The 25,364-nt window shown below is 66.9% G+C and carries 20 protein-coding genes and 1 tRNA gene; 3 read left to right on the top strand and 18 right to left on the bottom strand.

Going from position 1 to position 25,364, the window contains the following annotated elements; all coding sequences use genetic code 11:
* Nucleotides 1–3: 3 nt before the first annotated feature.
* The 7 genes from IEX50_RS15635 to IEX50_RS15605 all read right to left on the bottom strand — a co-directional run bounded on the left by IEX50_RS15635 (nucleotide 4) and on the right by IEX50_RS15605 (nucleotide 11,269).
* Complete coding sequence (locus IEX50_RS15635) at nucleotides 4–2,556, bottom strand: TcfC E-set like domain-containing protein (protein ID WP_157177753.1); 2,553 nt, start codon at nucleotides 2,554–2,556, stop codon at nucleotides 4–6.
* A gap of 12 nt (nucleotides 2,557–2,568) precedes the next feature.
* On the bottom strand, nucleotides 2,569–3,054 hold the full coding sequence (locus IEX50_RS15630) for a hypothetical protein (RefSeq protein ID WP_157177754.1): 486 nt from the start codon (nucleotides 3,052–3,054) through the stop codon (nucleotides 2,569–2,571).
* A gap of 19 nt (nucleotides 3,055–3,073) precedes the next feature.
* Nucleotides 3,074–3,697 carry a hypothetical protein gene (locus IEX50_RS15625; RefSeq protein ID WP_157177755.1) on the bottom strand — a complete coding sequence of 208 codons (624 nt, stop codon included), beginning with the start codon at nucleotides 3,695–3,697 and terminating at the stop codon, nucleotides 3,074–3,076.
* A gap of 450 nt (nucleotides 3,698–4,147) precedes the next feature.
* Nucleotides 4,148–5,746, bottom strand: a complete 1,599-nt coding sequence (locus IEX50_RS15620; protein WP_157177756.1) for an amidohydrolase — start codon at nucleotides 5,744–5,746, stop codon at nucleotides 4,148–4,150.
* A gap of 38 nt (nucleotides 5,747–5,784) precedes the next feature.
* Nucleotides 5,785–7,359, bottom strand: coding sequence for an amidohydrolase (locus tag IEX50_RS15615; protein ID WP_229674110.1), 1,575 nt, complete (start codon nucleotides 7,357–7,359; stop codon nucleotides 5,785–5,787).
* A gap of 26 nt (nucleotides 7,360–7,385) precedes the next feature.
* Nucleotides 7,386–10,364: a TonB-dependent receptor plug domain-containing protein gene (locus IEX50_RS15610; protein WP_229674109.1), complete on the bottom strand. Its 2,979-nt coding sequence runs from the start codon at nucleotides 10,362–10,364 to the stop codon at nucleotides 7,386–7,388.
* 356 nt (nucleotides 10,365–10,720) lie between these two features.
* Nucleotides 10,721–11,269, bottom strand: a complete 549-nt coding sequence (locus tag IEX50_RS15605) for an Lrp/AsnC family transcriptional regulator (RefSeq protein ID WP_157177758.1) — start codon at nucleotides 11,267–11,269, stop codon at nucleotides 10,721–10,723.
* Nucleotides 11,270–11,800: 531 nt separating this feature from the next.
* Between IEX50_RS15605 and IEX50_RS15600 the strand changes: the two genes are divergently transcribed.
* Together IEX50_RS15600 and IEX50_RS15595 are read left to right on the top strand one after the other, a co-directional pair.
* Complete coding sequence (locus IEX50_RS15600) at nucleotides 11,801–12,544, top strand: hypothetical protein (protein ID WP_198350721.1); 744 nt, start codon at nucleotides 11,801–11,803, stop codon at nucleotides 12,542–12,544.
* Between the two features lie 189 nt (nucleotides 12,545–12,733).
* The gene (locus tag IEX50_RS15595) at nucleotides 12,734–12,922 is read left to right on the top strand and encodes a hypothetical protein (RefSeq protein ID WP_157177759.1); all 189 of its coding nucleotides are present in this window, start codon (nucleotides 12,734–12,736) and stop codon (nucleotides 12,920–12,922) included.
* Between the two features lie 127 nt (nucleotides 12,923–13,049).
* Here IEX50_RS15595 and IEX50_RS15590 read toward each other — a convergent pair whose 3' ends face one another.
* From IEX50_RS15590 to IEX50_RS15565, 6 genes are all read right to left on the bottom strand, one after another.
* Complete coding sequence (locus IEX50_RS15590) at nucleotides 13,050–14,015, bottom strand: glycosyltransferase family 2 protein (RefSeq protein WP_157177760.1); 966 nt, start codon at nucleotides 14,013–14,015, stop codon at nucleotides 13,050–13,052.
* Nucleotides 14,012–14,944, bottom strand: a complete 933-nt coding sequence (locus tag IEX50_RS15585) for a polysaccharide pyruvyl transferase family protein (RefSeq protein ID WP_157177761.1) — start codon at nucleotides 14,942–14,944, stop codon at nucleotides 14,012–14,014. The genes IEX50_RS15590 and IEX50_RS15585 overlap by 4 nt, the downstream gene beginning before the upstream one ends.
* Nucleotides 14,941–16,014 carry a glycosyltransferase gene (locus IEX50_RS15580; RefSeq protein WP_157177762.1) on the bottom strand — a complete coding sequence of 358 codons (1,074 nt, stop codon included), beginning with the start codon at nucleotides 16,012–16,014 and terminating at the stop codon, nucleotides 14,941–14,943. Before IEX50_RS15580 ends, IEX50_RS15585 begins: the two co-directional genes overlap by 4 nt.
* Nucleotides 16,011–16,868, bottom strand: a complete 858-nt coding sequence (locus IEX50_RS15575) for a galactosyltransferase-related protein (protein WP_229674108.1) — start codon at nucleotides 16,866–16,868, stop codon at nucleotides 16,011–16,013. The genes IEX50_RS15580 and IEX50_RS15575 overlap by 4 nt, the downstream gene beginning before the upstream one ends.
* A gap of 321 nt (nucleotides 16,869–17,189) precedes the next feature.
* Nucleotides 17,190–17,265, bottom strand: a tRNA-Thr gene (locus IEX50_RS15570).
* Between the two features lie 48 nt (nucleotides 17,266–17,313).
* Entirely contained in the window at nucleotides 17,314–18,204 is an 891-nt protein-coding gene (locus IEX50_RS15565; protein ID WP_157177764.1) for a hypothetical protein, read from the bottom strand.
* 77 nt (nucleotides 18,205–18,281) lie between these two features.
* On the opposite strand from IEX50_RS15565, the gene IEX50_RS15560 reads away from it, so the two are divergent.
* Nucleotides 18,282–19,151, top strand: coding sequence for an HpcH/HpaI aldolase/citrate lyase family protein (locus tag IEX50_RS15560; RefSeq protein WP_157177765.1), 870 nt, complete (start codon nucleotides 18,282–18,284; stop codon nucleotides 19,149–19,151).
* An 85-nt stretch (nucleotides 19,152–19,236) separates the two neighbouring features.
* On the opposite strand, the gene cysK is transcribed toward IEX50_RS15560, so the two are convergent.
* The 5 genes from cysK to IEX50_RS15535 all read right to left on the bottom strand — a co-directional run bounded on the left by cysK (nucleotide 19,237) and on the right by IEX50_RS15535 (nucleotide 25,329).
* On the bottom strand, nucleotides 19,237–20,157 hold the full coding sequence (gene cysK, locus IEX50_RS15555; RefSeq protein WP_157177766.1) for a cysteine synthase A: 921 nt from the start codon (nucleotides 20,155–20,157) through the stop codon (nucleotides 19,237–19,239).
* A complete protein-coding gene (locus IEX50_RS15550; RefSeq protein WP_229674107.1) occupies nucleotides 20,154–21,452 on the bottom strand; it encodes an MFS transporter in 1,299 nt (432 codons plus the stop codon). Before IEX50_RS15550 ends, cysK begins: the two co-directional genes overlap by 4 nt.
* Nucleotides 21,453–21,576: 124 nt before the next feature.
* Nucleotides 21,577–22,398, bottom strand: a complete 822-nt coding sequence (locus IEX50_RS15545; RefSeq protein WP_157177767.1) for an alpha/beta fold hydrolase — start codon at nucleotides 22,396–22,398, stop codon at nucleotides 21,577–21,579.
* Nucleotides 22,399–22,480: 82 nt separating this feature from the next.
* On the bottom strand, nucleotides 22,481–23,944 hold the full coding sequence (gene astD, locus IEX50_RS15540) for a succinylglutamate-semialdehyde dehydrogenase (RefSeq protein WP_260161351.1): 1,464 nt from the start codon (nucleotides 23,942–23,944) through the stop codon (nucleotides 22,481–22,483).
* A complete protein-coding gene (locus IEX50_RS15535) occupies nucleotides 23,941–25,329 on the bottom strand; it encodes a protein adenylyltransferase SelO family protein (protein WP_157177769.1) in 1,389 nt (462 codons plus the stop codon). Before IEX50_RS15535 ends, astD begins: the two co-directional genes overlap by 4 nt.
* Between the last annotated feature and the right edge of the window lie 35 nt (nucleotides 25,330–25,364).

Below are 25,364 nucleotides of genomic sequence, written 5' to 3'. Positions count from 1 at the left end.
CCATCATTGATCTGGTTTCACATCGGCCAAACGCAGCCCCGCCGCGACCGGCCGGCAGGTGAGGCTGCCGAGTGCGGCATAGCCTTCCTTCGCCGGGCCGGCGCGGACCGCAATGCGGCAGCGGCGCCCGTCCGACGAACGGACGTCGAGAACCGCATTCGATGCGGCTTCGACCTGGAAATAGCCCGCCGCATCGGTGCTGCCGATCGCGCCGATGGTGGTGATCGCCGCGTCGGCGACCGGCGATCCGTCGGGCCAGACGATCCGGCCGAACATGGCGGTGACGCGCGAGGCCGACCAGGCGACGCGGGCGACGGTGCCGGGATAGACGCTGACCTGCCGCGTGCCGCCGTCGAGCCGGGTCAGTTCCTCGCCGACCGGGCGGAGCCGCACCGCATATTGGCGGTAGGCTGGGACCGCGACGGACAGCGTTCCGCCCGCCCGGACGATACCGCGCGCCGCGTTGTCGACCAGCACCTCGAACGGGGCGGGAGTGGCGGGTGGGTGCGCGGCGTCATCGGCGTTGTCGCTCACCTGCACGACGATGACGCTGTCGTGGCGATCGCGGCCCTGCATGACGAGGTTGCCGCCAACCGCGGCGGCGCTCGTCTGGAAGCTGAGGCTGTACTGGGTCGACCCGTTGTTGCCGCCGATCGGCTGCGCCACGTCGGCGAACAGCGATCCGAGCCCGGTCCGCAGATCGGCGTGCGCGCGGGCGAGCGTGCCGTAGACCTCGCGTTCCAGACCGCCGGAGGCGGACAGGTCGCCGCCGAGCACATTGTCCTTCTGCCACGACGCCGCGATGCCGCCGACCGCGGTCGCGGCGGTGCTCGCTTCGTCGCCCTGGTTGGCGCGGAAGCCGCCCGTCGCGGCGAGCGACGTGGCGCCGCGGAGGCGTTGCAGGCTGATGCCGACATAGGCGGAATGGCCGCGATTGGTGAGCGTGGCGTCCGCGCGCAGCATCAGCTGGAACCCGCCGCGCTGGACCAGCGGGACCGATGCACTGGGCCCGATGCCGTAGGACCGGCCGGCGCGGGCATCGCGCCGGTAGAAGCCGCTGAGGCCCGCCTGACCACGCGGCAGCGAGTAGCTGATCGTGCCGTAGAATTGCGTGAAGGCGCCCGCAGCGAATTGCGCGCGGTCCGGCGTGACGAGGCCGGGCCGGTCGAGGATGCCGTCCATGATCGGGATCAGGTCGCGCCCCCGGCGGCTCCAGACGCGGCGCAGGTCGAACGTATAGGTCAGGCCCGCGGTGCCGGACGAGGCGGCCTGTACCAGCACGCCGGTCTGGCCGCGGACCGAGACGAGCCCCGCGGTCCGCAGTTGCGCCACCGGGCCGAGCCAGTAGCCGCCGATTTCGAGCAGCGCAGTGCGGTTCGTGCCCATCAGCGTCGCATCGAGCGCCAGTTGCGGCGTGAAGCGGCGCGCGATGCCGGCTTCGTAGAACAACGTGCGAGAGGGCGCGACCAGCCGGCCGCGGCGGTCGTTGGCCAGCACGCCGGCATAGCCGAAGACGATCGGGTCGCCGATCGCGGCGATTGCGGCGTTCTTCGTGAAGAAACGCCGTTCGTCGCGGGTGGCGCCGCCCGCCTCGACGATATGGAGCACGAGTTCGTAGGCGCCGTCGGGCAGGCTCGTCGTATCGAGCGACTGGTTTCCGGGCTCGTAGGTCCGCGACGTCAGCAGGCGGCCGTCGCGCAGGATATCGACCCGCGACCGCAGCGCGAGCGAGACGACCAGCGGGCTGCCGGCGATGAGCGTGCGATCAAGCCGGGTGTCGATCTGGCTCTGCACGCCGACGCCGAGCAGCTTGCGGCGTCCGGTGAGATCGATGCCCGGCGCCCAGAGCACGCCGGCGGAATAACGATAGTCGCGCGTATCGAGTTCGGCCGCGAGCGTATCGGCGACGAGGCCGTAATAGGAAGAATAGGACAGGTCGTTGCGGATGCGGGCATTGCCCAGCGCGACGATCGCCCGGTTCTGAATCGTGTAGTCGACGAAGCCGGCGCTGCCCGCGATCGTGCCGCCGATCTGGTCGATCAGCGACAACCGTGCGTCCGGGGTGGGCAGGTAGCGGCGCTCGCTGGCGCGGTGGACCGCGAGCAGGCGCGGGTGGAAGAAGAGGTCGATCCGGAAGCGCGCCGCGTCGAAGATGACGCCGGCGTCGGCGGGCTTGAGTGTGCCGCAGGTCGTCGGGTCGGCATCGGCAGGGCAGATCAGCCCGGCGTGCGAGTCGAGGTCGGGCTGGGCCAGCGCGGTGCGTGCGGTTGCCGGATCGATCAGGTCTGGGACGAGCGCGAGGAGGGCGTCAACGTCCAGGAACGTCACCCGGCCGGAGCTGAACCGGACCCGCGCTTGGCCGAGTGGGCGACCGCCGGAATAGACGTCGACCACGGTTTCCTGCGGCGCGAGCAGCGTGTCGAAGCCGGCGGGCGCACTGACCCGGAACAGCGACGGGGCGGCAGGCGCGGCCGTCGCCGGACAGAGCGCGAGCATGGCCAGCGTGACAGGGCGGGCGGAGACCGGACGCGCGGTCGGTCGAGGACGCCGGGTCATGAACGACCGGCGCTATTCCGCCGCGATCAGCAGCGTCAGCGTACCGGTATAGGCACCTGCGGTGGCCCGGCTGAGATCCCCCGAACGCAATGTCAGGATCAGGCTGGCGGAATCATTGCCGAGTGCGCAGCCAAGGTTCAGGCCGAGCCCGCTGGTCGTCAGGCCGGAGCGGGCGACGCCGGGAACGAGCGCAGTGCCGGACGTCTGGTCCGCCCGGTCATTCCATTGGACGTCATAGGCCATTACCGCGGCGGGCCCGGCCAGCGTGAACGCGCCCGCCGTGCCGCCGCCGGTCGCGCGGATGCCGTATCGCCCGGTCAGGCTCGTTGCCGAGATGCAGGCGTTCCTGCTGAGACTGATGTTCTGCGACACGTTGGTGATCGTGAAGGTGTAGTCGGTCAGCCGGCTGATCCGCACCTGTTGCGCGCTGCCCGTGCCGGACCATGACAGTCCGATCAGGAGCAGCGCGCAGGCAAGGGCGGCGTGCGGGAGCGTCATGATGCCGCCCGCCGCCCCCTCAGGCCGGGTTGACGAGCAGCGTCAGCGTGCCGGTGTAAGTGGTGAGCGACGGCATCGTCTGAAGCTGTGCCGTGGCGATGGTAACGGTCATGCTGGAGCTGGAACCCGTGGCGCAGCCGGGGATAAGCGCGGTCGAGACGTAGCCGGTGGAGACGGTGCCGGGGGTCAGCGTCGTTCCGGTGGTCTGGCCCGAAGCCTGGTTCCACTGCACATCATAGGCGACGGGCGGGAGGACGCCGGAGGCCAGCGTGAAGGCGCCGGACGCGCCGCTGCCGGTCGCGGTGATCGTGTAGCCCTTGGTCGCGGTGTTGCTCCACACGCAGTTGTTCTGCGAGCTGATCGCCGCAGTGTTCGGTTCGACATTGGCGAGGGTGATGTCGCTGAGGCCGGTGATCTGCACGCGGCTGGGCACCGAAACACTGATCTGGATGCTGCCGGTGGAGGTGGCGCCGAGCGATCCCTGGGTGGCCGCGGAGACCGGCGCGGCGATCACCGCGCCCATGCAGGCCAGCGCCACGGACCCGGCACGTGCCGTGTTGCGCAGCCGCGAAAGGACCGTGGTCGCGTGTCCGCTCCGCTGGGCGGCCATGCGGGGTTCGTTCAGTCCGATTGTCTGTGCCATAACGACGAGCCTATCCTCATAAAGAGCAAGGCAGCAGAAAGAGCGAGACTGTTCTTATGAATTTGAGAACGTCCGGCCGCTGTACTGTCTTGCGATAGGAACTCATTCGCCTTTTCAAATTAACAAAGTGTAAAACCGTGGTCCTGCTTAGACCAAGGACGAAGGCCGTGGGGGAACCCGGTGACAGTTCGTGACTTTAGTCGAACCGTACGTGCAGTCCCGCGATGGTGCGCGCCGGATGTCGCGATTTGAATGTGGAGTGGCCGCGGAGCGCGATCGTCGCCGGACCGGTAAAGCCCACCGCTGCGTGACCTGTCATGGCGACGGCGCGGCCAGACGGGTTCCTCGATTCGCGTTACGCTGCCTACGGCTCGGTAGTCAGCCGGAGGTCGCGTGATGAAACCGGAGCCGGCCGGTGCCGTTCGTCGGCACGGCTCCGTCGTCGTCCCGTCAGGATCCGGCGGGTGCCTTGCCGGCGCCGGGATACTTCACGCCCAGCTGTTCGAGATAGGTCGAGTATTTGGCCGGATCATAGTAGAATTTCTCCATCGCCGGCCGCAGTTCGCGCATGGTTTCGGCGTTGCGCTGGATGGCCGGGCGATCGCTTGCCTCCAGGACGGGGGCGTAGCGGTCGGTCTTGAGCTCGACGTCCGTGAAATAGCTCTTTGCCGCGCTGACCAGTTTCGGCGTCGTCATGAGGTCCAATACGGTCATCGCGACGGCCTTCGCACCGGCAACTGCGCCTTTGTGCGCGATCGGCGTGGCCATCGCCATCGCCGCCGTCGCGTGGTGGAAGATGATGTTCGGCACGTTCGACGGATATCCGATCGTGATGGTGGGCACCGTCCACATCACGTCACCAATGTCGTCCGAGGCGCCCATGCCGGGGCCCTTGCGTGTCTCCGGCGTGGACAGTGGCTCGATCTTCGTTGCCAGCGGCTTCGGCTTGAACCCGTTGCTGGACTGGATCGCGCCGGCGAACGCCTGGTCGTCGGCGGACCATGCCGGCATGCCGACCGCCCGGATATTGGCATAGGCAGCCTCGGCCAACGGCTTGTTCCCGAAATTTGGCGCAGCATAGCCCAGCAACTGCCGCGTCACGGTGGTGCCCGTCGCCTGCGCCGCGGCATCGGCGATCTCGTTCCCCGTCTGGTACAGGTTGCGGACCGCCGCGAAATCCTTCTCGCGGAAGTAGTACCAGGCCGACGCCGTGTCCGGCACGACATTGGGCTGCCCACCGCCGCGGCTGATCACGTCGTGCGACCGCTGACCGAGCGGCAGATGCTCGCGCCGGTAATTCCACGCGACGTCCATGATCTCGGCCGCATCCAGCGCGCTGCGACCGTCCCACGGCATGCCCGCCGCATGGGCCGTCTTGCCGTGAAAGGTATATTCGACCGACACCATGCCGTTCAGCCCGAGATTGCCGTACGCCGTGCCGAACCCGGTATTGACGTGCGCGAAGATGCAGGCGTCGACGCCCCTGAACATGCCCGCGCGAACATAATAGGCCTTGGTGCCGAGCAGTTCCTCCGCCACCCCGGGCCACAGCATGAGTCGGCCGGGAATTTTGCGCTCCGTCATCACCTTCTTCACCGCGATCGCCGCGGCGATCATCATCGGCATTCCGCTGTTGTGCCCCTCGCCATGTCCGGGCGCGCCAGCGACAAGCGGCTCCACCGTTGCGGCCCCCGGCGTCTGCGACACGCCGAGCAGCCCGTCGATATCGCTGCCGAGCGCGATCAGCGGCCCGCCGCTGCCCCATGTCGCGGTGAAGGCAGTCGGGATGCCGGCCACCCCACGCGTCACGGTGAACCCGTTCTTTTCCAGGATGCCGGCCAGATATTCGGAGGTGCGCACCTCCTGGAAGCCGGGTTCGGCAAAGCTGAATACCTGGTCGACCATGACCTGGATGTCCTTCGCCTGCGCCTCGACGCCCGCCACCGCTGCGGCCTTCAACGCCGCCGGTGCCGCCGCCTGCGCTGGCGACGGCAGGACCGCCGTCGCCAGCAACGTCGCGACCAGCCTGGTGCGGATGATGTGCGTCATGGTGTGGCGACCCCCTGCGATCGACAGGTCCCGGCCGATCATTGCGGCTTCACCGTCGGATAGGTGACGCCGATCTGCTCGAGATAGGTGTCGTATTTGGCCGGGTCGTAATAATGCTTCTCCATGGCGGGACGCATTTCGGCCATGGTCCTGGCATTCAGCCAGATCGCCGGCTTGTCCGCCGCGGTGAGGACGGGCGCGTAGCTGTCCGTCTTCAGTTGCACGTCGGTGAAGTAGGTCTTGGCATCGGCGACCAGCTTGGGCGTCGTCATAAGGTCCAGCACCGTCATCGCCAGCGCCTTCGCGCCCGCGACCGCACCCTTGTGCGCGATCGGCGTCGCCATCGCCATCGCGGCGGTCACATGATGGCCGATCACGTTTGGGATGTTCGACGGGAAGCGGATGGTGATGGTGGGCACTGCCCACATGATATCCCCGATATCGTCCGATCCGCCGCCCTGCCGGTCCGGCCGGTTCTGCGGCGTCGACAGCGGTGTGACCGCGGACTTCAGCGGTTCGACCTTGCGCTGGTTGGTTTCCTGCACCGCACGGGCAAACGCCTGATCGTCGGCGGACCATTTCGGCATGCCAACCGCTTCGATGTTCAGCTGTGCTGCTTCCGCGATCGGCTTGTTCGCAAAATTCGGCGCGGCATAGCCCAGCGTCTGACGTGTGACGGTGGTGCCCGTGGCCTTGGCTGCGGCCTCCGATATCTGGTTGCCGATTTCGTACAGGTTGCGCACCGCGCCGAATGTCCGGTCGCGGAAATAATACCAGACCGACGCCTTGTCCGGCACGACGTTCGGCTGTCCGCCGCCGTTGGTAATCACATAATGCGACCGCTGGGTCAGCGGCAGATGTTCGCGGCGGAAATTCCACGCCGTGTCCATCACCTCCACCCCGTCGAGCGCGCTGCGACCGTCCCACGGGCTACCGGCCGCATGGGCGGTCTTGCCGTGGAAGGTGTATTCGACCGACACCATCCCGTTCTGGCCGAGATCGCCGTACGCGGTGCCGAACTCGCTGCCGACATGGGTGAATATGCAGGCGTCGACTCCCTTGAACAGGCCGTCGCGCACATAGAAGGCCTTGGTCGCGAGCAATTCCTCCGCGACCCCCGGCCACAGCATCAGCCGGCCCGGGATCTTGCGTTCCTCCATCACCTTCTTCGCGGCGATCGCGGCGGCGATGACCAGCGGCATGCCCGCATTATGGCCTTCGCCATGGCCCGGCGCGCCCTCGATCATCGCCTTCTGGTTGGGGATGCCCGGAATTTGCGACACGCCGAGCAGATCGTCGATATCGCTACCCAGCGCAATCAGAGGCCCGCCGCTGCCCCATGTCGCGGTGAACGCGGTCGGGATGCCGGCCACGCCGCGGGTCACCGTAAAGCCGTTCTTCTCCAGGATACCGGTCAGATATTCCGATGTCCGGACCTCCTGGAAACCGGGTTCGGCGAAACTGAACACCTGGTCTACCATCACCTGGATCTGCTTGGCCTGCGCGTCCACCGCGGCCGCGGCCTCCGCCTTCAGGGCCTTGGGGGCCGCCGCTTGCAGCGCAGCGGTGGGCAGCGTGGCGGCCAGGAGGCCCGCCATCATCGTCTTGCGCATCGTGATCATCCTTGTCAGCCGCGTCATCAGAAGCGGGCGCGGGCGGAAATGCGGAACTGGCGACCGATCACGTCGTAGTTGGACCGCGATGTCTGGGCGTAGGCCGGCACGTTGTTCCCGTCCGGCCCGTTGCCGATCAGCTCCGGATCGCGGTCGAGCAGATTGTTCACGACGAAGGTCAGCGTCGTGTCGCCGCCGAGCCCCTTCAGCTTCGTCCCGATCGACAGATCGACATAGGTCGCACCGTCGATATTGTTGTCGTTGATCGTGCGGTACTGGGTCGTCGATGCCGGGCAGCCGGACGTGCACTCGATATAATCATTGCCGTACACCCCGGACCCGAAGCCGCGGACGACCATGTTCAACGTCACCGGCTCAACTTCGTAGAAGGCGCTGATCCGGTACACCCAGCTGGGCGAGGAATAGGTGCCGGCCAGGCTGCCGCCGTTCACCCCCGCATAATCAATCGGAAAACTGATCCCGTTGTCGATGACGTTTTCGATATAGTGGGTCACCGCGCCGTGCAGACTGAACTTGCCGGGTAACGTCTCTGCAATCGCGGACAGGTCGAACCGGTAACTCGCCTCGATGTCGAAGCCCTTTTCGCGCTGCGTCGCGAAATTGATCGGGCGCAGCAGGATGCTGGTCAGCGTGCTGCCGGTGAACTGGATGTTCGCGCAATATTCGGCGATCGCCAGTGAGTAACATAGATCGACGGTATCCTGCGCGGTGACGTTACCGATCGCCTTGTCAATCTTGATGTCGTAATAGTCGAACGACGCGGAGAAACCGGGCAGGAAACTTGGCGTCACCACCGTTCCGACGGTCCAGGTATCGGCCACTTCAGGGCGCAGGTCGCGGTTGCCGATCTGATTCTGCACGAACTGCAGCGATCCGGTCGCCCACGCATTCGCGTTCGCCGGGATGATGACGGTGTTGGTCCGCGCGGTGCCGGCGGCGAACAGCTCCTGAAGATTGGGCGCGCGAATATCGTGACTGATCGTCCCGCGGAACCGGATATCGTCGATCGGCTGGAACGTCGCGCCCACCTTCCACGTCTGGACGGCACCCGATGTCGAGTAATCCGTGTAGCGCCCCGCCGCGTTCAGGTTGAACCCGGTGAACAACGGCAGGTCGACTTCGACGAACCCTTCCTTGACAGTATATTCACCGCGATTGACCAGGAAGTTCCCGTACAACCAGCCGGTGTTATACACCGCATCAACCGTTCCGTTGATCTGTTCCTTGCGATATTCGAGACCCGCCGCCACCGCGGCCGCCCCGCCGGGCAGGTCGAACAGCCCGCCGCTGACCGTTGCTGCCGCGACGTCCTGCTTGATCGTCTGATCGCGCTGCGGCTGATCGTCGGTGTAGATATAGTTCAGCGCGGCGGCGGACGGTCCGTCAGTACCGATCCGGTCGATCGGCACGCAACCGTTGGTCGGATCGGTCAGCGTCGACCGGCACACGATCTGTCCGTTCGAAACCACCGCATCCTGCGCCAGCGCCATCCGCGCGTTGTTCCAGGTGTTGGTCAGCTCCTCATGCGACTTCGTCACGCCGTGCTGGTAATAGCCGTTCCAGGTCCAGCGCTTGCCGAGCAACTCGAACTTGCCCTCCGCCCCACCTACCAGCCGGTACACTTCGCGGCGGATGCTGCTGCCCGGCACGGGGAAGCCGGCGTTGCTCGTCCCCATCGTGAAACTGTTGACGCCACTGGCCAGCATCTCCGCCACGACCGACGGATATTGCTGGTTCAGATACGCGTTGTCGCGCTGGATCACGACGCCGGTGCTCGGCGTCTGCTGATAGAAGCTGCTGCTGTCGGACCGGTTATAGGCGAGCTGGCCGTATACCGTGATATCGGGCGTGATGTCGAACGCCGTGCGGTTGAACAGGCCGATCCGCCTGTCATCCGGGATCAGCGAGTTGGTGCCGATATGCCCGTCCAGCGTCGTCTGGGTATCGCCGCCGACCATCCACGGGCTCAATGTCGCGCCGTAGGTCAGCCGCGCCGTCTGTCCGGCACCCAGGAAGTAAGTGCCCCGCAGCGGACCCGAGCCGATGAGCCCGCCGGACGTGTACCCGCTTGGTCCGAAGCCGGACCCGACGAGCCGCTGCGGCTCGCCGTTCGTCGCGGTGTAGGCAGGGTTGTTGATCTGGAAATAGCCCGACCGGTTCCAGTCGCGATCGATGGTATCGACCGGCTCCTGCTTGAAATATTCGCCGTTCAGCAGGATGTGCAGCCGGTCGTCGGCCAGCGACAAACCTGCACTGGCCGTGAACTTGTAGTTCCGTCCGTCCCCGCGGGAGGAAATGCCCTGATCCGTCCCGATCCGGAGGCCCTTGAAGCTCTTGTCCAGGATGAAGTTCACGACGCCGCCAACCGCATCCGAACCATAAGCCGCCGATGCGCCCCCGGTCACGACCTCGACCCGCTCGACTAGGTCCTGCGGGATCGTGTTGATGTCGACCAGACCACCGACCGAGGACGCGACCGATCGCTGACCGTCCAGCAGCACCAGCGTCCGGCCGGCTCCGAGCCCGCGCAGGCTGATCGAATTGATGCCGGCGCCCGCGTTCGACAAGCCGCCGGACGACGTACCGGACGTGCCGCTGCCCGCGATCGCCGGCAGCTGGTTGACGAAATCGGCGATGTTGGCCGGTGCCTGCGCAGCGATCTCGGCACGACCGAGGACCGTCACCGGGGTCGGTGCACTGTACCCGTCGCGCACGATCCGTGTGCCGGTGACCGTCACCTCGTCCGCGGAGACCGGCGCATCCCCGTCCGCGGTCGGTTCGGTCGTCGCTTGCGGCGCGACGGTTTCGCTGTCCTGCGTGGCGGCCGATGCCGCGGGATCGCCGACCGCAGCTGTGGCGGTCACTTGCGCGGCATGTGTCGGCCGGACTGCGATGGTCGATGCCATGACCCCGACGGTCGCGAGCAATAGCGTGCGTGACGTCATCGTCCTGCGGCTGGCAATCTTCGCTGCGAACACGGTCATGTAAATGAGTCCCCCCAATGTGCATCAAATCATGCCGATGGCGACCCTCTCCCATATGCAGACAATACGCATCTCGCGTAGACGACGCCCTGTATGTACCGCATTACCCCATGCGGCGAATTGAGCATCGCTTCTGCTACATCAGCCCCGATATTCCGGATGCCGATTACTCTGGCATTCGCGACAGTGACTATACTGTCGACCAACTGCCGAGATCCGTACTATAGCGCAGCGTGCACGCAGCTTCCTGCTAAAGGCTAACCATGATCTGCCCTGCGACGCCGGATATCTGCGTCAGATGGGGTCGATACGCTGCGAAACACTCGCCGGCTCCAGTCAAGCGCCTGTTCCGTATATTATGTACGGCCTTGGAAAAGCGCCGGCGGTACCATGCGATCGGCGACTCGCCGCATGACGAAGCTGCTGCGGATCTTGGCGACGTGTGGCAGGGTCGAAATCTCGCTGCGGTAGACGCGGTCGTAGTCCTCGAATGAGCGGACGTGCACGATCATCATGAAATCCGTGTCGCCAGAAACGAAGCTGCAATAACTCATCGACGGGCATTTGATGACCGCCGCTTCGAATTCATTGAGCAGATGTTCCGCCTGCGACTGTAGTTCGATCGAAACATGGACCACGATCCCAAGACCAAGCCGGTTGAGATCCAGACTGGCGGTATAGTGCGGCACCATGCCGCGTTCCTCCAGGATCTTGCGCCGACGCGATGCGGCGGTACTCGACAGGTGAACCCGCTCGCCCAGCGTCACATCCGAAATCCGGCCGTCTTCGACAATTTCCCGCAACAAGCGGTAGTCGGTTCGATCAAGGTCATGGAGAGTGGAATCGTTCAAAACAGCCCCCTGTAGCGCAAGAATCCTTTGCTGCACGTGCGAAGACTGTTTCATAAATATGAAACACGCAATGGCTCGTGGCATAGTTTTCATCCCTGTTTTTGTGTCGCGAGCGAAGGGCTGAGCCTCTTGCGCTCCGCTTGGCAGCCTACCTCACAGCGCGAGGCATGGGGCTGTAGCTGTATCGAGGCGTTGTTCTGACGGGGCGAGAGTGCGGCGGGTGCGGCTACAGGTCTTCACGTTGCAGAGCCTGCTTGCTGCGTTCGTCAGGACTGAACACGCGTCCTGCGAGGCGGGATCGTCCGAAGACTGGGCGGATCGTAGATCACGCAGGTCATGCTTCGCGTGGAGTGGAGGCGGTCCGGATCCGCGCCCGTGCCTTGCGCCGGGCGAGGGCGGCGCCGCACATAGCGGGCGTGTCCTGAACCGGCTGATCGAAGGGTTGCGGCAGGCGGCACCGCGTCAGCAACGGACCCGCGATCCCCATTGGACGTTTGGCGGGTACGACGGTGCCGATGTCCGTACTGCTGCGTAATGTTCGCACCGTTCTGTCGATGAACAGTCAGTCTTGAAGGATCTGAAACGATGACGAACACGACGAGGATCCTCAAGCTGGCCTTGCTGAGTGGAATGATCGCCGTGCTGGGCGGGTGTGGCGGGACGCAGCCTGCTGACAGCAATTCCAGCGCTACGGCGAGCACGACACCGGCCGTCACGCGGGTTCGCGGTGTCGTTGAAGCAATCGACGCAAAGGCGTTGACGGTCCGGACCTATGACGGGCAGTCGGTCAGCGTGCCGGTGGATGCGACGACAGGCTTTGCCTGGGTCGTGAATTCGAGCCTGTCGGAATTGAAGAACGGCGATTTCATCGGCACCGCGACGACCGGGCCGGATGATGCACTGCGCGCCGTCGAACTGGTCATCTTTCCCGAGGCGATGCGGGGTACCGGGGAGGGGCATTATCCCTGGGACGTTCCGGGAGTGGTCGCTTCCGCCGGCGGCGGCACGAACGGTTCGAGTTCCATGACGAATGGTACGGTCGATCAGCAAAGCGCGATGACCAACGGAACGGTCGATCAGCAATCCACGATGACGAACGGCACCGTGACAGGAGGCGCGGCGGCGCCGGGCGAAACCAAGCTGACGATTTCCTACAAAGGCGGGAAGGCTCAGGTCGTGGTGCCCGCCAACATACCGGTCGTTCGGTTCGAGCCGACAACCCGCGCGGTACTCGCCAAGGGCCAGAGGGTGTTCGCCGTCATGACCGCCGGCAAGGAAGGCGCCAAGTCCGTCGCGATCGGCAAAGACGGCATCACGCCGCCAATGTAGGCGAACGCGGGACTGTGGCTGGTGAGGGCCGTCGAGGGAGGCATTCGCCGGTCACGTGATCGCCGCACGCCAAGATCGGTCGATCTTGACCAGAGTTCGGCGGTGTCCACCATCGTCGATTGGCGGTATCGGACAAAACCGATATCACGACGGACGTTGCGGGGTATCGCACCCCGCTCGGGGAGCGCAATGACGACAATTTCCGCGATTGAACTGGCATTTGATCTGGCACGGTCTGGTCAATGTCGCAGTGTCTCGGACATCATACGTCGCTTGCCGGCGCAGGAGCGGTCGGTCGCCGAGGCGCATTTTGCAGAGCCGGCGGCCAGACGTGAACTCATCCTGATGTGCAGCGATGCGTGGCTTGCCGCCGGCTAACGGTCTGAGGAGTGCTGGCTTTGGCTGCCGACGCAGGTTGTTCGGTTGCTTGCTGGCGTCCCGAGGAGGCTTTCTCGGATGATATTGCGTTTGGTTGTTCCGTTGAGGTTACAGCGTACCAGGAAATCTAATGATCTGATCTGATTGTTCGGGATCGTCCGTGACGTTGTGCGGTTCGAGACATGGTCGATTGTAGGGTCCTCAGCCAGAAATACCCAAACCCGCGTGCCTTGTGGCGGAGGCGAAAACAGTAGAAGTATTTTATTCCGGCATGTGTCGTAACCGGGCGGGTGATGTCGAGGCGAAGGTCGAAGATGTCGGCCAGGATTGCGCGAGCGGACCGCGCGTTACTGAACGCGTATTTGGCGTACAACGCGCCATCGCCGAAACTGTAGCCCGCGAGCAGGATGTTTTCATCCGCGATACGGCGGCGACCGTGATGATGATCGACGACGATCGCGGGATCGTAGAGCAGGGCGATCCCCAGCCGGCTCGCCCTGAACAGATAGTCCGTATCCTCGGCGGCGACGAACGGCGCCCCGGCGCCGAACCGTTCGTCGAACCGTCCGACTGACGTCAGGACCCGGGCATCGAACGCCAGGTTCGCTCCCATGACGAAGCCCCCCGGAAAGCCGCCCGACGGTGCCACCATCGGGTGATCCTCAAGCTTGATCGTCACCGGCAGATCGGCCGGATTGCCGAGCAGGATGCGGCCACCGATGATTGCGGGGCCAGCCTCGCGGGCGAACGCGGCCACGAGCGCGGCGAAATAGTTCGCGTGAACGGTGCAGTCGTCGTCCGTCATGGCGACGATGCGGCCCTGGTACGCGGCCAGCCCCGTGTTGCGGGCGCGGGCAAGGCCCGGACGTGGTTCGGAGACAAGGCGAACCGGAAAGGGCTGAGCCGCCTGCCACTGCCTCAACCGTGACGGCGTATCATCGGTCGAACCATTGTCGACGAGGATCACCTCGATGGAGATTGTGTCGGCGACGTATGCTGCGGCCCGGGTGACGGAGGCGAGCGTCGCGGCGATCGACGGCGCGCGGTTGCGCGTACAGATCAGCAGGCTGACGTCGACGGGGCCGTCCGTCACGCGACGCGGCCGAACCGCCCGGCGAGATCCAGCGCCTGATCCATCGTCGTTGCGGTCCTCACCAGCGCGGACGATGCCGGCCACGCGTCCAGATAAGCGGCGACCTTGCCGTAATCATTGTCGAGCGCGACGTGCGGGATGCCGAGCAGATCGGCGAGAATGTGGCCGTGGAGCCGGTCCGTCACGACGACGCGGCCTTGTGCGAGCAGGCGGAAGCCGCGGTCGACCCGCGCGGTCGCCTGGGCTTCGCGCGCCGCGGGGTCGACGCCGGGCGGGAGCCCTGGGCGGTCTTCGAGCCAGTCGACGACGGTCGCGTCGGACGTCGGCGGCACGGCATATCCCCGCCGCTCATCGTCGGTGCGCATGAGCATCAGCAGGTCGCAAATCGGTGCCCCCCGCGCTTGCCGGCCCAGCGCATAGGCCGAGTCCGGGGCGAGCTGCGACGGGCAGGCGAGATGTTGTCGGGCGAATTCAAGGCTACGTCGGTCGCGGGCGTAGAGGACAAAATCGGGATGGGCGCCGGCCAGCGCGGCGAAGCGGTCGGCCCGCGCGGGGTCGCGGAAATGGATCGATTGCGGCAGCTGCACGATCGGGCGGTCGCGGATCGTGGACAGGATATGCTCGCGGAACTGCTGGTGATGGACCCAAATATCGCCGAGGTTGCCGCCACCGTGCAGGAAAAGCGTGCCGTCGGGACAGGCGCGGCGAAAGGCGTCGGCGTCGAAATCGTGCCAGGTGGACACGTAGCAGGGGTCGTGCCCGGTCACTTGTCGCAGCATCGTGAGTTCGCCGAGCCAGATCGCGCTGTCGCCGACATTGGCGTGGTCGGGAAAATCGACCAGCGCATACCGCGAACCGGGCGCGACATGCGTACGATACAGCGCGCCGAGTGCGGCTTGCTGCGCGGCTATCGGGTCCGCCGGCGTCATGCGACCTTGGCCGACCGGGCGGCGATGAGGTCGCGGTACAGGGACTCGCACCGGTCGAGCCAGCGATTGCGCGTAAAGAGCGCCTCGACGCGGGCGCGTTGCGGTCTGCGGGGGGTGTGCCGCGCGGCGACGATAGCCTGGGCGAGGGCGGGGACGTCTAGGGGCGGGGCGAACCGGCCGGTTCCGCCGACGATCTCGCGCACGGCGCCCCGGTCGAATGCCGCCACCGGCACGCCGCACGCCATGGCCTCGACCGCGACGAGGCCGAACGGTTCGTCCCAGCACGGCGTGAAGACGAACACCGAGGCCCGACCGATCGCCGCGGCGAGGCCGGTGGCGTCCAGATGGCCGCCGTACCGGATGTCGCCACCGAGCAGCGGTTCGACCGCGGTTGCCCAGTAATCATGATCCTCAATCGGCCCGAACAAGTTGAGCGGGACACCCGCCAGCCGCGCGGCCTGCGCGGCGAGGTGGGGGCCCTTGTCCATCGTCATGCGTCCGCACCAGACCGCGCTGCCGTTGCCCTGCGCCACGAACGGCCAAGCGTCGGGATCGATGCCGTTGTAGAGGATCGACGCTTCGGCCGGCGCCCCGTCGGGCCACCATGCGGAAAGTTGCGCCTGTGACGTTACCGTCAGCCGATGACCGGGCACGACGCCGGACTGCACGAACCAGCGCAGCGCGTCATAGGGCGGGACGTGCAACGAGGTGACGGTGGGGACCGCCGCCGTCGGCTGAGGGGCGAGCGGGAAGCGGTGCAAACTGTTGTTGTGGACGACGTCGAAGCCACCGGCGGCGATCCGGTCGCATGCGGTGGCATAGGCGCTGTCCAGGTAGGCAATCAGCGGTGCGAAGCCGCGATGTTCGGCGCCGGGGAAGGTCCGCTCATAATGTTCGGGCACGACGGCATCGATCGCGAACCGCGGGTCGCTATCCCCCGAGGCGAACAGCACGACGTCATGGCCGCGCGCCTGGAGACCCGCCGCCAGATGCCAGCATTGCGACTCCATTCCGCCGGCGAAGGGCTGGGCGATCGGCTGGCGGACATGACAGAGGACCGCGATCTTCACTCGGCCGCCGCGACTTCCCGGGTTGCCGCCAGGCGCGCCTCCAGCAGGCGAATGACGACCGCCGTATTGGCATAGGGCTGGTGGCTCTGCTGGCCGGTGAGTGCCAGATCTGCGGCATCCGGCCGGCGCAGGATGCGGATTGGTCGACCCGGCGCCAGATCGATCAGGCCCATAAGGCGGAACGCATGGAGCCAATGGTCCATGGTCCGGTAGCCCCATTTGGTTTCGAACAGTTCAGCATTGCGCACCACGCTGTCGAGATGATGGACCGGTGGCATGTGGTGGGGATGATATTGGTGATAGGCGAGGCCGCCCTTGATCCACGCGATCGGGATGCCGGCTTCGGCCAGCGCCTTGCCGAAATCCGTGTCCTCGCCGCCGTAGCCGACATAGCGCTCGTCAAAGCCGCCAAGGCCAAGGAAGGTCGCGCGCCGCATCGCGAAGTTCAGCGACCAGAAGCAGCGATAGTCGTTGCAGATCTCGATGCCGTGCGCCGGCGGGCCGCGACGGTCGGAGTGCTTGACCGCAACCTCCGCGAACCGTTCGTAGGACAGTTCCCCGACGGCGGTGTCGCCCGGCAGGTACAGGACCTCGCCCATTAGCAACCCTTCGAACGTTTCGAAGAAGCCAGCATAGTCGGCGATCAGCGTCGGGGTGGGGATGCAGTCCATGTCGAGGAAGACGATGATGTCGCCCGTCGCGGCCACCGCGGCGGCGTTGCGCGCCGCCGCCAGGGGCAGGGTATCGGCGACGATCTGGATCTGGCGGACGGGAAACGGCGCGTCCGGCAGCACGTAGAGTTCGTCCTGCATGACGGCGACGATCAGCTCGGTCGGCGGCAGTGTCTGCCGCATCAGGCCGTGGACAACGTTGACGAGATGGTCGGGACGCCCCCTGCCGAGGGTAACAACGGAAACTTGGTTCATGAAATCGCTCTGCCGGAGGAAATGCAAACGATGGGGGTGGGGTACTCATAGCTGCTTCACCATCTGCACCAAGGCAAAACCTTCGGAGCGCTGGTGCGATCCCCACCCGCGGGTTCGGCCTGTCGGTCCCGGTCCCGGTCCCGGTCCCGGTCCCGGTCCCGGTCCAGGTTTCCGGGCGGTCGGCGCCGGATGCCAGGATTTAGTCCGCCGTTCGTGGCTGACTTAATCTGCTGGCGATGTCGCGGGTGGTGGTGCCGAGTGTCGGACTCGAACCGACGACCTACCGCTTACAAGGCGGTTGCTCTACCAGCTGAGCTAACCCGGCCACGGCGCATCCATGCCTTGCGCGCGCGTTCGCGGCAAGAGGGAGCGGTTAGGGGATGCCGAAGGTCCAGCCCTCCGTGGCGGCGAGCGCCTGGTCGAGGCCGGCGGGGGTCCAGAGGGTGGCGTCTTGTGAGACGTGGCGGAGCCAGGCGGCGCTGAGCAGTGCGTCGGTGGCGTGGTCGTCGTAGCGCGCGAGCGTGGTGTGGGGTTTGGTGTCGAGGTTGGGGAGTGCCGTGTCGAGCGTGGGGCCGTCGCGGAGCTTAGTGCGGCTGCCGGTGAGGCCAGCGGCGCGGGCGGCGATGGTGGTGTAGATCTCGACGATCAGCGGGCCGTGGGCGGGGACCGCGTCGAACGGCCAGATCGGGACGCGGCCGGCGAGCGCGTGGAGCAGGCGCATGCCGGTGAGGCTGGATTTGCCGACCTGCGACGCGCCGATCAGGTTGAAGCAGCTGACCGCGTTGCCGAGTTTGAGCGCGCGGCAGCGGCGTTCGACGACGCGGAGGCGGCCCATGCTGCCCTCGAACCGGTCACCCACGGATGTCATGCCGCCCGCGCGATGACGGAAGTGGCGGGCGGTTTCGGTATGGTTGGTGAAGGTCGACGCCGAGAGGTGCGGTTCGGCGGCGCAGAGTTGATCGACGAGCGCCCAGAGACCGCGGGCGTCCGACGGGGTTTCGGACCAGTCGGGGAAGTAGGCGCCCTCGTCCGCGTGCGGCAGCGCGGGAGAGAAATCGATGCCGACGAGCAGGTCGGTCTTGGCCTCGGCCTGGGCGAGCAGCCAGTCGAGCGCGGCGGGGCGCGACCAGCCGCGGTCGGGGGCGATCAGGATGGGGGCGGCGTCGCCCGTGCTGCATTCCGCCAGCGTGATGCCGGGCGGGCGGGCGATGGCGCGGCCGGACCAGTCGAACGCGGCGAAACGGGTGAAGCGGCGTGGGGGCATCGGGGCTTTCGGGGGCGGCGGATTGCCGCGTCGGGACGGCCGGGTTAGGCGATGGTCATTCGAGAAGCGAGGTCCTGATGATCGTCCGTCCACGCCGCAGTGCGCTGTACCTGCCCGCATCCAATGCGCGCGCGATCGAGAAGGCGCGCAGGTTGCCGTGCGACGTGGTGATCCTTGACCTGGAGGATGCGGTGGCGCCCGAGGCGAAGGTTGCGGCGCGGGCGCAGGCAGTGGCGGCGGTGCGCGACGGCGGGTTCGGCGCACGCGAACTGGTGGTTCGGGTGAACGGGCTGGGGACGCCGTGGGGGGCGGATGATCTCGATGCGCTGGCGGCGGTCAGGCCGGATGCGGTGCTGGTGTCGAAGGTGGATGGGGCGGATGATGTCGCCGCCTATCGCGGCCAAGTGGTGGACGGGGTTGCGTTGTGGGCGATGGTCGAGACGGCGAGGTCGGTGCTGCGGCTGGAGGCGATCGCGTCCGCACCGGGGCTGGGCGCGCTGGTGTTGGGGACGAACGACCTGGCGAAGGAGATGCGGGCGCGGCTGGATACGGAGCGGACGGCGTTTGGCGGCATGCTGGCGATGACGGTGGCGGCCGCGCGGGCGTTCGGGCTGGTGGTGCTCGACGGGGTGCATAACGCGATCGACGACGCGGACGGGCTGGCGCGGCAATGCGCTCAGGGGGCGGCGCTGGGGTTCGATGGCAAGACGTTGATCCATCCGTCGCAGATCGCGGCGTGCAACGCGGCGTATAGTCCGGCGGCGGATGAGGTGGCTTGGGCTCGGCGCATTGTCGACGCGTTCGACGGGCAGGAGGGTGTCGGGGTGATCCGCGTGGATGGGCGGATGGTGGAGCGGTTGCATCTGGGCGAGGCGCGGGCGCTGCTCGATGTGGTGGCGATGTTGGACGCTCGGGACGAACCTACTCAACCGTCGCCCCGGGCTTGATCCGGGGTCCCGCTTGCCGGTTGAGGAAGAAGCGGGATCCCGGATCGAGTCCGGGATGACGGTGTGTTGAGGGCCTTGCTTTAACTCACTGTTCCGGCAGGAAATCCGGGACGGAGAGGTAGCGTTCGCCGGTGTCGTAGTTGAAGCCCAGGATGCGGGCGTCGGGGCCAAGTTCGGGGAGCTTCTGCGCGATCGCCTGGAGCGTGGCGCCGGACGAGATGCCGACGAGCATGCCTTCCTCGGAGGCGGAACGGAGCGCCATTGCCTTGGCGGCGGCGGGGTCGACCTGAATCACGCCGGTCAGCAGATCGGTGTGGAGGTTGGCGGGGATGAAGCCCGCGCCGATGCCCTGGATCGCGTGGGGCCCGGGCTGGCCGCCGGAGATGACGGGCGACAACGTGGGTTCGACCGCGAAGACCTTGAGGTCGGGCCAATGCTTGCGCAGGACCTCCGCCACGCCGGTGATGTGGCCGCCGGTGCCGACGCCGGTGATGATCGCGTCGAGCGGCATGTCGCGGAAGTCGGCGAGGATTTCTTCAGCGGTCGTCGTGACATGCACGTCGATGTTGGCAGGGTTCTCGAACTGCTGCGGCATCCAGCTGTTGGGCGTTTCGGCGACGATTTCGAGTGCGCGTTCGATCGCGCCCTTCATGCCGCGTTCCTTGGGCGTCAGGTCGAAGGTGGCGCCATAGGCCAGCATAAGGCGGCGCCGCTCGATCGACATTGATTCCGGCATGACCAGGACAAGGGTATAGCCCTTCACCGCGGCGACCATGGCGAGGCCGATGCCGGTGTTGCCGCTGGTCGGTTCGACGATCGTACCGCCGGGCTTCAGCCGGCCGTCGGCCTCCGCCGCCTCGATCATAGCGAGCGCGATGCGGTCCTTGATCGACCCGCCGGGGTTGGAGCGTTCCGACTTGATCCAGACCTGCGCGTCCGGGAACAGCCGCGAGACGCGGACGTGGGGCGTGCGGCCGATGGTCGAAAGGATGCTGTCGGCGATCATGACTGGGTCTCCTGAGCGGGGGTGAGCGGGGGATCTTCGAGCCGGGCGGGGGGCGTGAAGGTACGCGCAGCGCGCAGTTCGGGGAAGAGCCGCGACCAGAGCAGCGCGATTCCGATCGCGCCGACGCCGCCCGCCACGACCGCGGCGACCGGGCCGATGAGCGCGGCGAGGAAGCCGGACTCGGCCTCGCCCAGTTCGTTCGAGCCCGAGACGAACAGTGACGACACCGCCCCGACGCGGCCGCGCATGTCGTTGGGGGTCGACAGCTGGATCAGCGATTGGCGGACATAGACCGAGAACATGTCGGCGACGCCGAGGATCGCGAGGCAGAGCAGCGACAGCGCGACGTTGCGCGACAGGCCGAACACGACGGTGGCCGCGCCGAACACACCGACCGCGATCAGCATTTTCACGCCGACCTCGTTCTTCAGCGGGCGGAACGAGAACCAGAGTGCGGTCGCCGCGGCACCGAAGGCGGGCGCGGCGCGCAGGTGGCCGAGCCCTTCGGCGCCGACATTGAGCACGTCGCGCGCATAGATCGGCAGCATCGCGGTCGCCCCGCCGAGCAGGACGGCGAACAGATCGAGCGAGATCGCGCCGAACACGATGCGGTTGTGGCGGACATAATGGAGCCCGTCGATCATCTGCCGCCAGGGATTGGCGCCGCGATCGAGCGCGGTGCGGGCGATCGGGCCGATCGTCATGAGCCCGACGAACGAGACGAGAAACAGCGCGGCGGCGCAGGCGAAGGGCAGCCAGTGGCTGTGCGCGTAGAGATAGCCGCCCGCCGCGGGGCCGACGATGCCGCCCGACTGCCACGCGATCGACGACAGCGCGATGGCGGTCGGCAACGAGGCGGGCGGGACGAGGTTCGGGGCGAGTGCGCTCAACGCGGGGCCGGCGAAGGCGCGCGCGACGCCGAGGAGGGCGGCGATGCCGAACAGCGCGGGGAGCGTGGTCCTGTCGCTCCAGGCGAGGACGGCGAGCGCGATGGCGCAGCTTGCTTCCAACAGGACCGCGCAGCGCGCGATCCAGCGGCGGTCGATGCGATCCGCGGTCCAGCCGACGACGAGGGTGAGGAGGAGCAGCGGCAGGAACTGCGCGACGCCGATCAGGCCGAGCTGGAAGGCGGCGTCCTTCAGATCCATCGTCTGGCGGGCGATGTCGTAGACCTGCCACCCGATGACCACGACCATGCCGTTCTGCGCGAGCGTGCTGGAAAAGCGCGCGACAAGATAGGAACGATAGTCCGGGAAGGTGAAGGGATGCGGCGGTTTGGTCTGCTGACTACTCACGCGACGTACCTAGGCGTTGCAAGCCCGACCCGGCAAGCGGGTACGGGTTTGTCGTCGGATAGGGGAGATATGCGCCGTCCGGGACCGTGAGGGGGCCGCGGACGGCGCTTGGTCGGGGTTGCGATCAGCTCTTTACGAACGCCAGCAAGTCACTGGTCAGGCGATCCTTTTCGGTCACGTTCAGGCCGTGCGGAGCGCCGGCATATTCGATCGACTGGGCCTGCGCGATGCCCGCGGCGGCAGCGCGGCCGGACGGGTCGATCGGGACGGTGCTGTCCGACGTGCCGTGGACGACGAGCGTGGGGACGGTAATCGCGGCCAGATCGCCGCGGAAGTCGGTGCGGCCGAACGCGTCGACGCAATCGAGCGTGCCCTTGAGCCCCGCCATCAGCGCCTGGCGCGAGAAGTCGTCGAGGACGTCCTGGCTGACCGGGCTGGAGATCCAGCCGACGCCGTAGAAGGACTGCGCGAAGGTGGCCATGAAGTTGGGGCGGTCCTTCAGGATGCCGTCCTTCATCCCGTCGAAGACCGATCCGTCGACGCCGTGCGGGTTGCTGTCGTCCTTGAGCATATAAGGCACGACCGAGCTGATCAGGCCGGCCTGGACGATGCCCTTGCCGCTGTGGCGGGACATGTAGCGTGCGACCTCGCCGCCGCCCATCGAGAAGCCGACGAGCGTCGCATCCTGCGCGCCGGTCTGGTCGATCACGGTGGCCAGATCGTCGGCGAGCGTGTCGTAGTCGTAACCGGTCCAGGGCTGCGTCGAACGGCCGAAGCCTCGGCGGTCGTAGAAGATCACGCGGTGGCCGGCGTTGGCCAGCGCATATGCCTGATCGTCCCAACTGTCCGCCGTAAGTGGCCAGCCGTGCAGGAGAATGACCGGACGGCCGCTTCCCCAATCCTTCACATAGAGTTCGGTGCCGTCCTGCGTCTTGATCGTTGGCATGGTGGTGCTCCGTCCGGGGATCCGCGCCATGAACGCGGGGGCGGGGCGGGGGTTGCCTTCGTTCGACGCGTCAGCGGGTCCGTCAGGCGTCGCGCAGGCCGATGCCGAGCGAGGCGCGCGGCTGTTCCGCCTCCGACGACACGACCGGGTAGGCGCAATAGTCCGCGGCGTAGAAGGCGGTGGGGCGGTGGTTGCCGGACAGGCCGACGCCGCCGAACGGGGCCTTGGACGGCGCGCCGTTGGTCGGGCGGTTCCAGTTGACGATGCCCGCGCGGGTGTTGGCCCAGAAGCGATCGTAAAGCTCGGGCGTGCCGCTGATCAACGCGGCGGACAGGCCGAAGCGGGTGGCGTTCGCCTCGGCGATCGCGGCGTCGAAATCGGCGACGCGGATGACTTGTAGCACCGGGCCGAAGATCTCGGCGTCGGGGCGATCGGCGACCGTCGTGACGTCAATGAGCGCCGGAGTGAGGAACGGACGGTCCGGGTCCGGGCGGACGAGTTGCTTGATCGGACGGCCTCCCGCGAGGATGAGGTCGAGGAATGCATCCTGCACGCGGTCAGCGGCTTGGTTGTCGATGACGGGACCCATGAACGGGGCGGGGACGGCGTGCGGTTGATCGACAATGATGCGGTCGATCAATCGGCCGATCTGGTCGAGCAATGCCTCGTGCGCGCCGTCGCGTACGATCAGCCGGCGGGCGGCGGTGCAGCGTTGTCCGGCGGAGAGATAGGCGGATTGCACCGCGATGACCGCGGCGGAATAGATGTCGGGCGTGTCCCACACGACGAGCGGGTTGTTGCCGCCGAGTTCGAGCGCGAGCAGCTTGTGGGGTGTTTCGGCGAACTGGCGGTGGAGTGCGGCGCCGGCGGTGGCCGAGCCGGTGAACAGCAGTCCGTCGATCCCATCATGCGCGGCCAGCGCGCGGCCGGTGTCGGGTCCGCCCTGGACGCAGCGCACGACCGATTGCGGGACGCCGGCGGCGTGGAGGCAGTCGACGAGATAGGCGCCGACCGCCGGTGTTTTTTCCGACGGTTTGAACAGCACGGCGTTGCCGGCGATCAGCGCGGGGACGATGTGGCCGTTGGGCAGATGTGCGGGAAAGTTGAACGGGCCGAGCACCGCCATGACGCCGTGCGGCTTGTGCCGGACCGCGATGCGCGCGCCCATCGCGCCCTCCATCCGGCGTTGTGGCGTCCGATCATTGTAGGCGGCGGCCGAGATGTCGACCTTTGCGATGACGCTGTCGACCTCGGTCCGTGCCTCCCACATCGGCTTGCCGGTTTCGCGGGCGATGAGGTCGGCGAACGGTTCGGCGCGGGTGCGGACGGTGTTGGCGAAGCGGCGCAGCGTTTCGACGCGGACGGTGAGCGGGCGGGCGGCCCATTCGGTCCAGCCGGCGCGGACGATCGCGACCTCCGCATCGACGTCGGCGGCGGGGCCGCTCCACACCGGCGCGCCGGTCGCCGGTTCGATCGAGTGAAAAGGCGTCGTCATGCTTGCGGTATACTGATCCCCCGAAGGACGGGTGGCAAGTGTCGCGGTCATGCGCGCAGTGCCTCGCCCATCCGGCGGATCGCGGCGATCTTTGCGTAGAGCGGCGCCCAGTCGTCCGCGGCGGCGATCGGAGCCCAGAGCGCTTCGGCCTCTTCGATCGGCATGCCGCAGGGCGCGGCGTCGGACCAATAGGGGTGATCGAGTGGGGCGGTGGGCTGGTAGGTGGCGGCGACGGCGGCAAAGGCGGCGAAGCGCGGGTCGGTATAAGCCTGCGTCGCGGTGCGGAGCCGGCCGCCGCGCCAGTCGAAGAAGAAGCGGTCGATCGGCGTGTCGGTTTCGGCGAGCGCGGTTTCCATCGCGCCGAGCAGCGCGAAATCCTGGTCCTCGCTCTGCGGCCGGACGCCGAGCCGGGCGAGGATCGCGGCGCGGAAGGCGGCTTCGTAGGCGGGCGAGTAGAGGTCGACCATCGGAGCGAGTGCCTCGGCCGACGCAAGCGTGCGGAGCGCGATGGCGAGCTGCACGACGTTCCAGTGGATCGCGGCGGGCTGCCGACCGAACGCGTAGAGCCCCTGGTGGTCGAAATAGGCGGCGGTGAAGTCCGATTTCCAGAGCGGCGCGAACCGCCATGGGCCGTAATCGAAACTCTCCGTCGTGATGGCGATATTGTCGGTGTTGAGCACGCCGTGGACGAAGCCGGCGGCCATGTAGGACGCTGCCAGCCGGGCGGTGCCGCGGGCGACGTGGGCGAGAAGCTGTGCTTCTGGCTCGTCGCCGGGCGTCTCGCCGTAGAGTTCGGTCAGGCAGTAGGTGACGAGCGCGCGCATGCTGTCCGCGTCGCCGAGCGTGGCGAGCCGCTGGAACGAGCCGATCCGGATGTGGCCGTGGCTGAGCCGGACCATGACGGCGGAGCGGGTGGGCGAGGGTTCGTCGCCGCGGTGGAGCGCCTCGCCGGTCTCGATCAGCGAGAGCGTCTTGGAGGTGTGGACGCCGAGCGCCTCAAGCATTTCGGTGGCGAGAATCTCGCGGACGCCGCCCTTGAGCGTCAAGCGGCCGTCGCCGGAGCGGCTCCAGGGGGTGGTGCCGGAGCCCTTGGTCCCGAGGTCGAGCAGGCGGTTCGCGCCGTCGCGGACCTGCGCGAACAGGAAGCCGCGGCCGTCGCCCAGATCGGGGTTGTAGTGGCGGAACTGGTGGCCGTGATAACGCAGGGCGAGCGGTTGTTCGAGCGAGCCGGGGAGCGGTGCGAACCGGCCGAAGTGGCGCGCCCAGGCGTCGTCGTCGAGATCGGCGAGACCGATGGTGGCGGCGTGTGCGTCGTTGCGGAACCGCAGGATCGTCTCGGGGAAATCGGCCGCCTGCACCGGATCGTACAGCGTGTCGGGCAGCGACAGGATCGTCCGTTCGGGACGATAGGCGGCGGGTTGCGGTGGCAAGCTCATGCGCGGATATGGGGGCGGGGCGTCGGGCGGCGCAA

Source organism: Sphingomonas prati, from assembly GCF_014643515.1.
GTDB classification, from domain to species: Bacteria; Pseudomonadota; Alphaproteobacteria; order Sphingomonadales; family Sphingomonadaceae; genus Sphingomonas_R; species Sphingomonas_R prati.
Note: the sequence above shows the minus strand (reverse complement) of the source record. Positions and strands in the feature narration are given on the sequence as shown.

Bases quoted from the DNA above. Each gene is read 5' to 3' on its own strand.
- IEX50_RS15635 (WP_157177753.1), bottom strand. From the start codon at position 2,556: ATGACCCGGCGTCCTCGACCGACCGCGCGTCCGGTCTCCGCCCGCCCT.
- IEX50_RS15630 (WP_157177754.1), bottom strand. From the start codon at position 3,054: ATGACGCTCCCGCACGCCGCCCTTGCCTGCGCGCTGCTCCTGATCGGA.
- IEX50_RS15625 (WP_157177755.1), bottom strand. From the start codon at position 3,697: ATGGCACAGACAATCGGACTGAACGAACCCCGCATGGCCGCCCAGCGG.
- IEX50_RS15620 (WP_157177756.1), bottom strand. From the start codon at position 5,746: ATGACGCACATCATCCGCACCAGGCTGGTCGCGACGTTGCTGGCGACG.
- IEX50_RS15615 (WP_229674110.1), bottom strand. From the start codon at position 7,359: ATGCGCAAGACGATGATGGCGGGCCTCCTGGCCGCCACGCTGCCCACC.
- IEX50_RS15610 (WP_229674109.1), bottom strand. From the start codon at position 10,364: ATGACCGTGTTCGCAGCGAAGATTGCCAGCCGCAGGACGATGACGTCA.
- IEX50_RS15605 (WP_157177758.1), bottom strand. From the start codon at position 11,269: ATGAAACAGTCTTCGCACGTGCAGCAAAGGATTCTTGCGCTACAGGGG.
- IEX50_RS15600 (WP_198350721.1), top strand. From the start codon at position 11,801: ATGACGAACACGACGAGGATCCTCAAGCTGGCCTTGCTGAGTGGAATG.
- IEX50_RS15595 (WP_157177759.1), top strand. From the start codon at position 12,734: ATGACGACAATTTCCGCGATTGAACTGGCATTTGATCTGGCACGGTCT.
- IEX50_RS15585 (WP_157177761.1), bottom strand. From the start codon at position 14,944: ATGACGCCGGCGGACCCGATAGCCGCGCAGCAAGCCGCACTCGGCGCG.
- IEX50_RS15575 (WP_229674108.1), bottom strand. From the start codon at position 16,868: ATGCGGCAGACACTGCCGCCGACCGAGCTGATCGTCGCCGTCATGCAG.
- IEX50_RS15565 (WP_157177764.1), bottom strand. From the start codon at position 18,204: ATGCCCCCACGCCGCTTCACCCGTTTCGCCGCGTTCGACTGGTCCGGC.
- IEX50_RS15560 (WP_157177765.1), top strand. From the start codon at position 18,282: ATGATCGTCCGTCCACGCCGCAGTGCGCTGTACCTGCCCGCATCCAAT.
- cysK (WP_157177766.1), bottom strand. From the start codon at position 20,157: ATGATCGCCGACAGCATCCTTTCGACCATCGGCCGCACGCCCCACGTC.
- IEX50_RS15545 (WP_157177767.1), bottom strand. From the start codon at position 22,398: ATGCCAACGATCAAGACGCAGGACGGCACCGAACTCTATGTGAAGGAT.
- astD (WP_260161351.1), bottom strand. From the start codon at position 23,944: ATGACCGCGACACTTGCCACCCGTCCTTCGGGGGATCAGTATACCGCA.
- IEX50_RS15535 (WP_157177769.1), bottom strand. From the start codon at position 25,329: ATGAGCTTGCCACCGCAACCCGCCGCCTATCGTCCCGAACGGACGATC.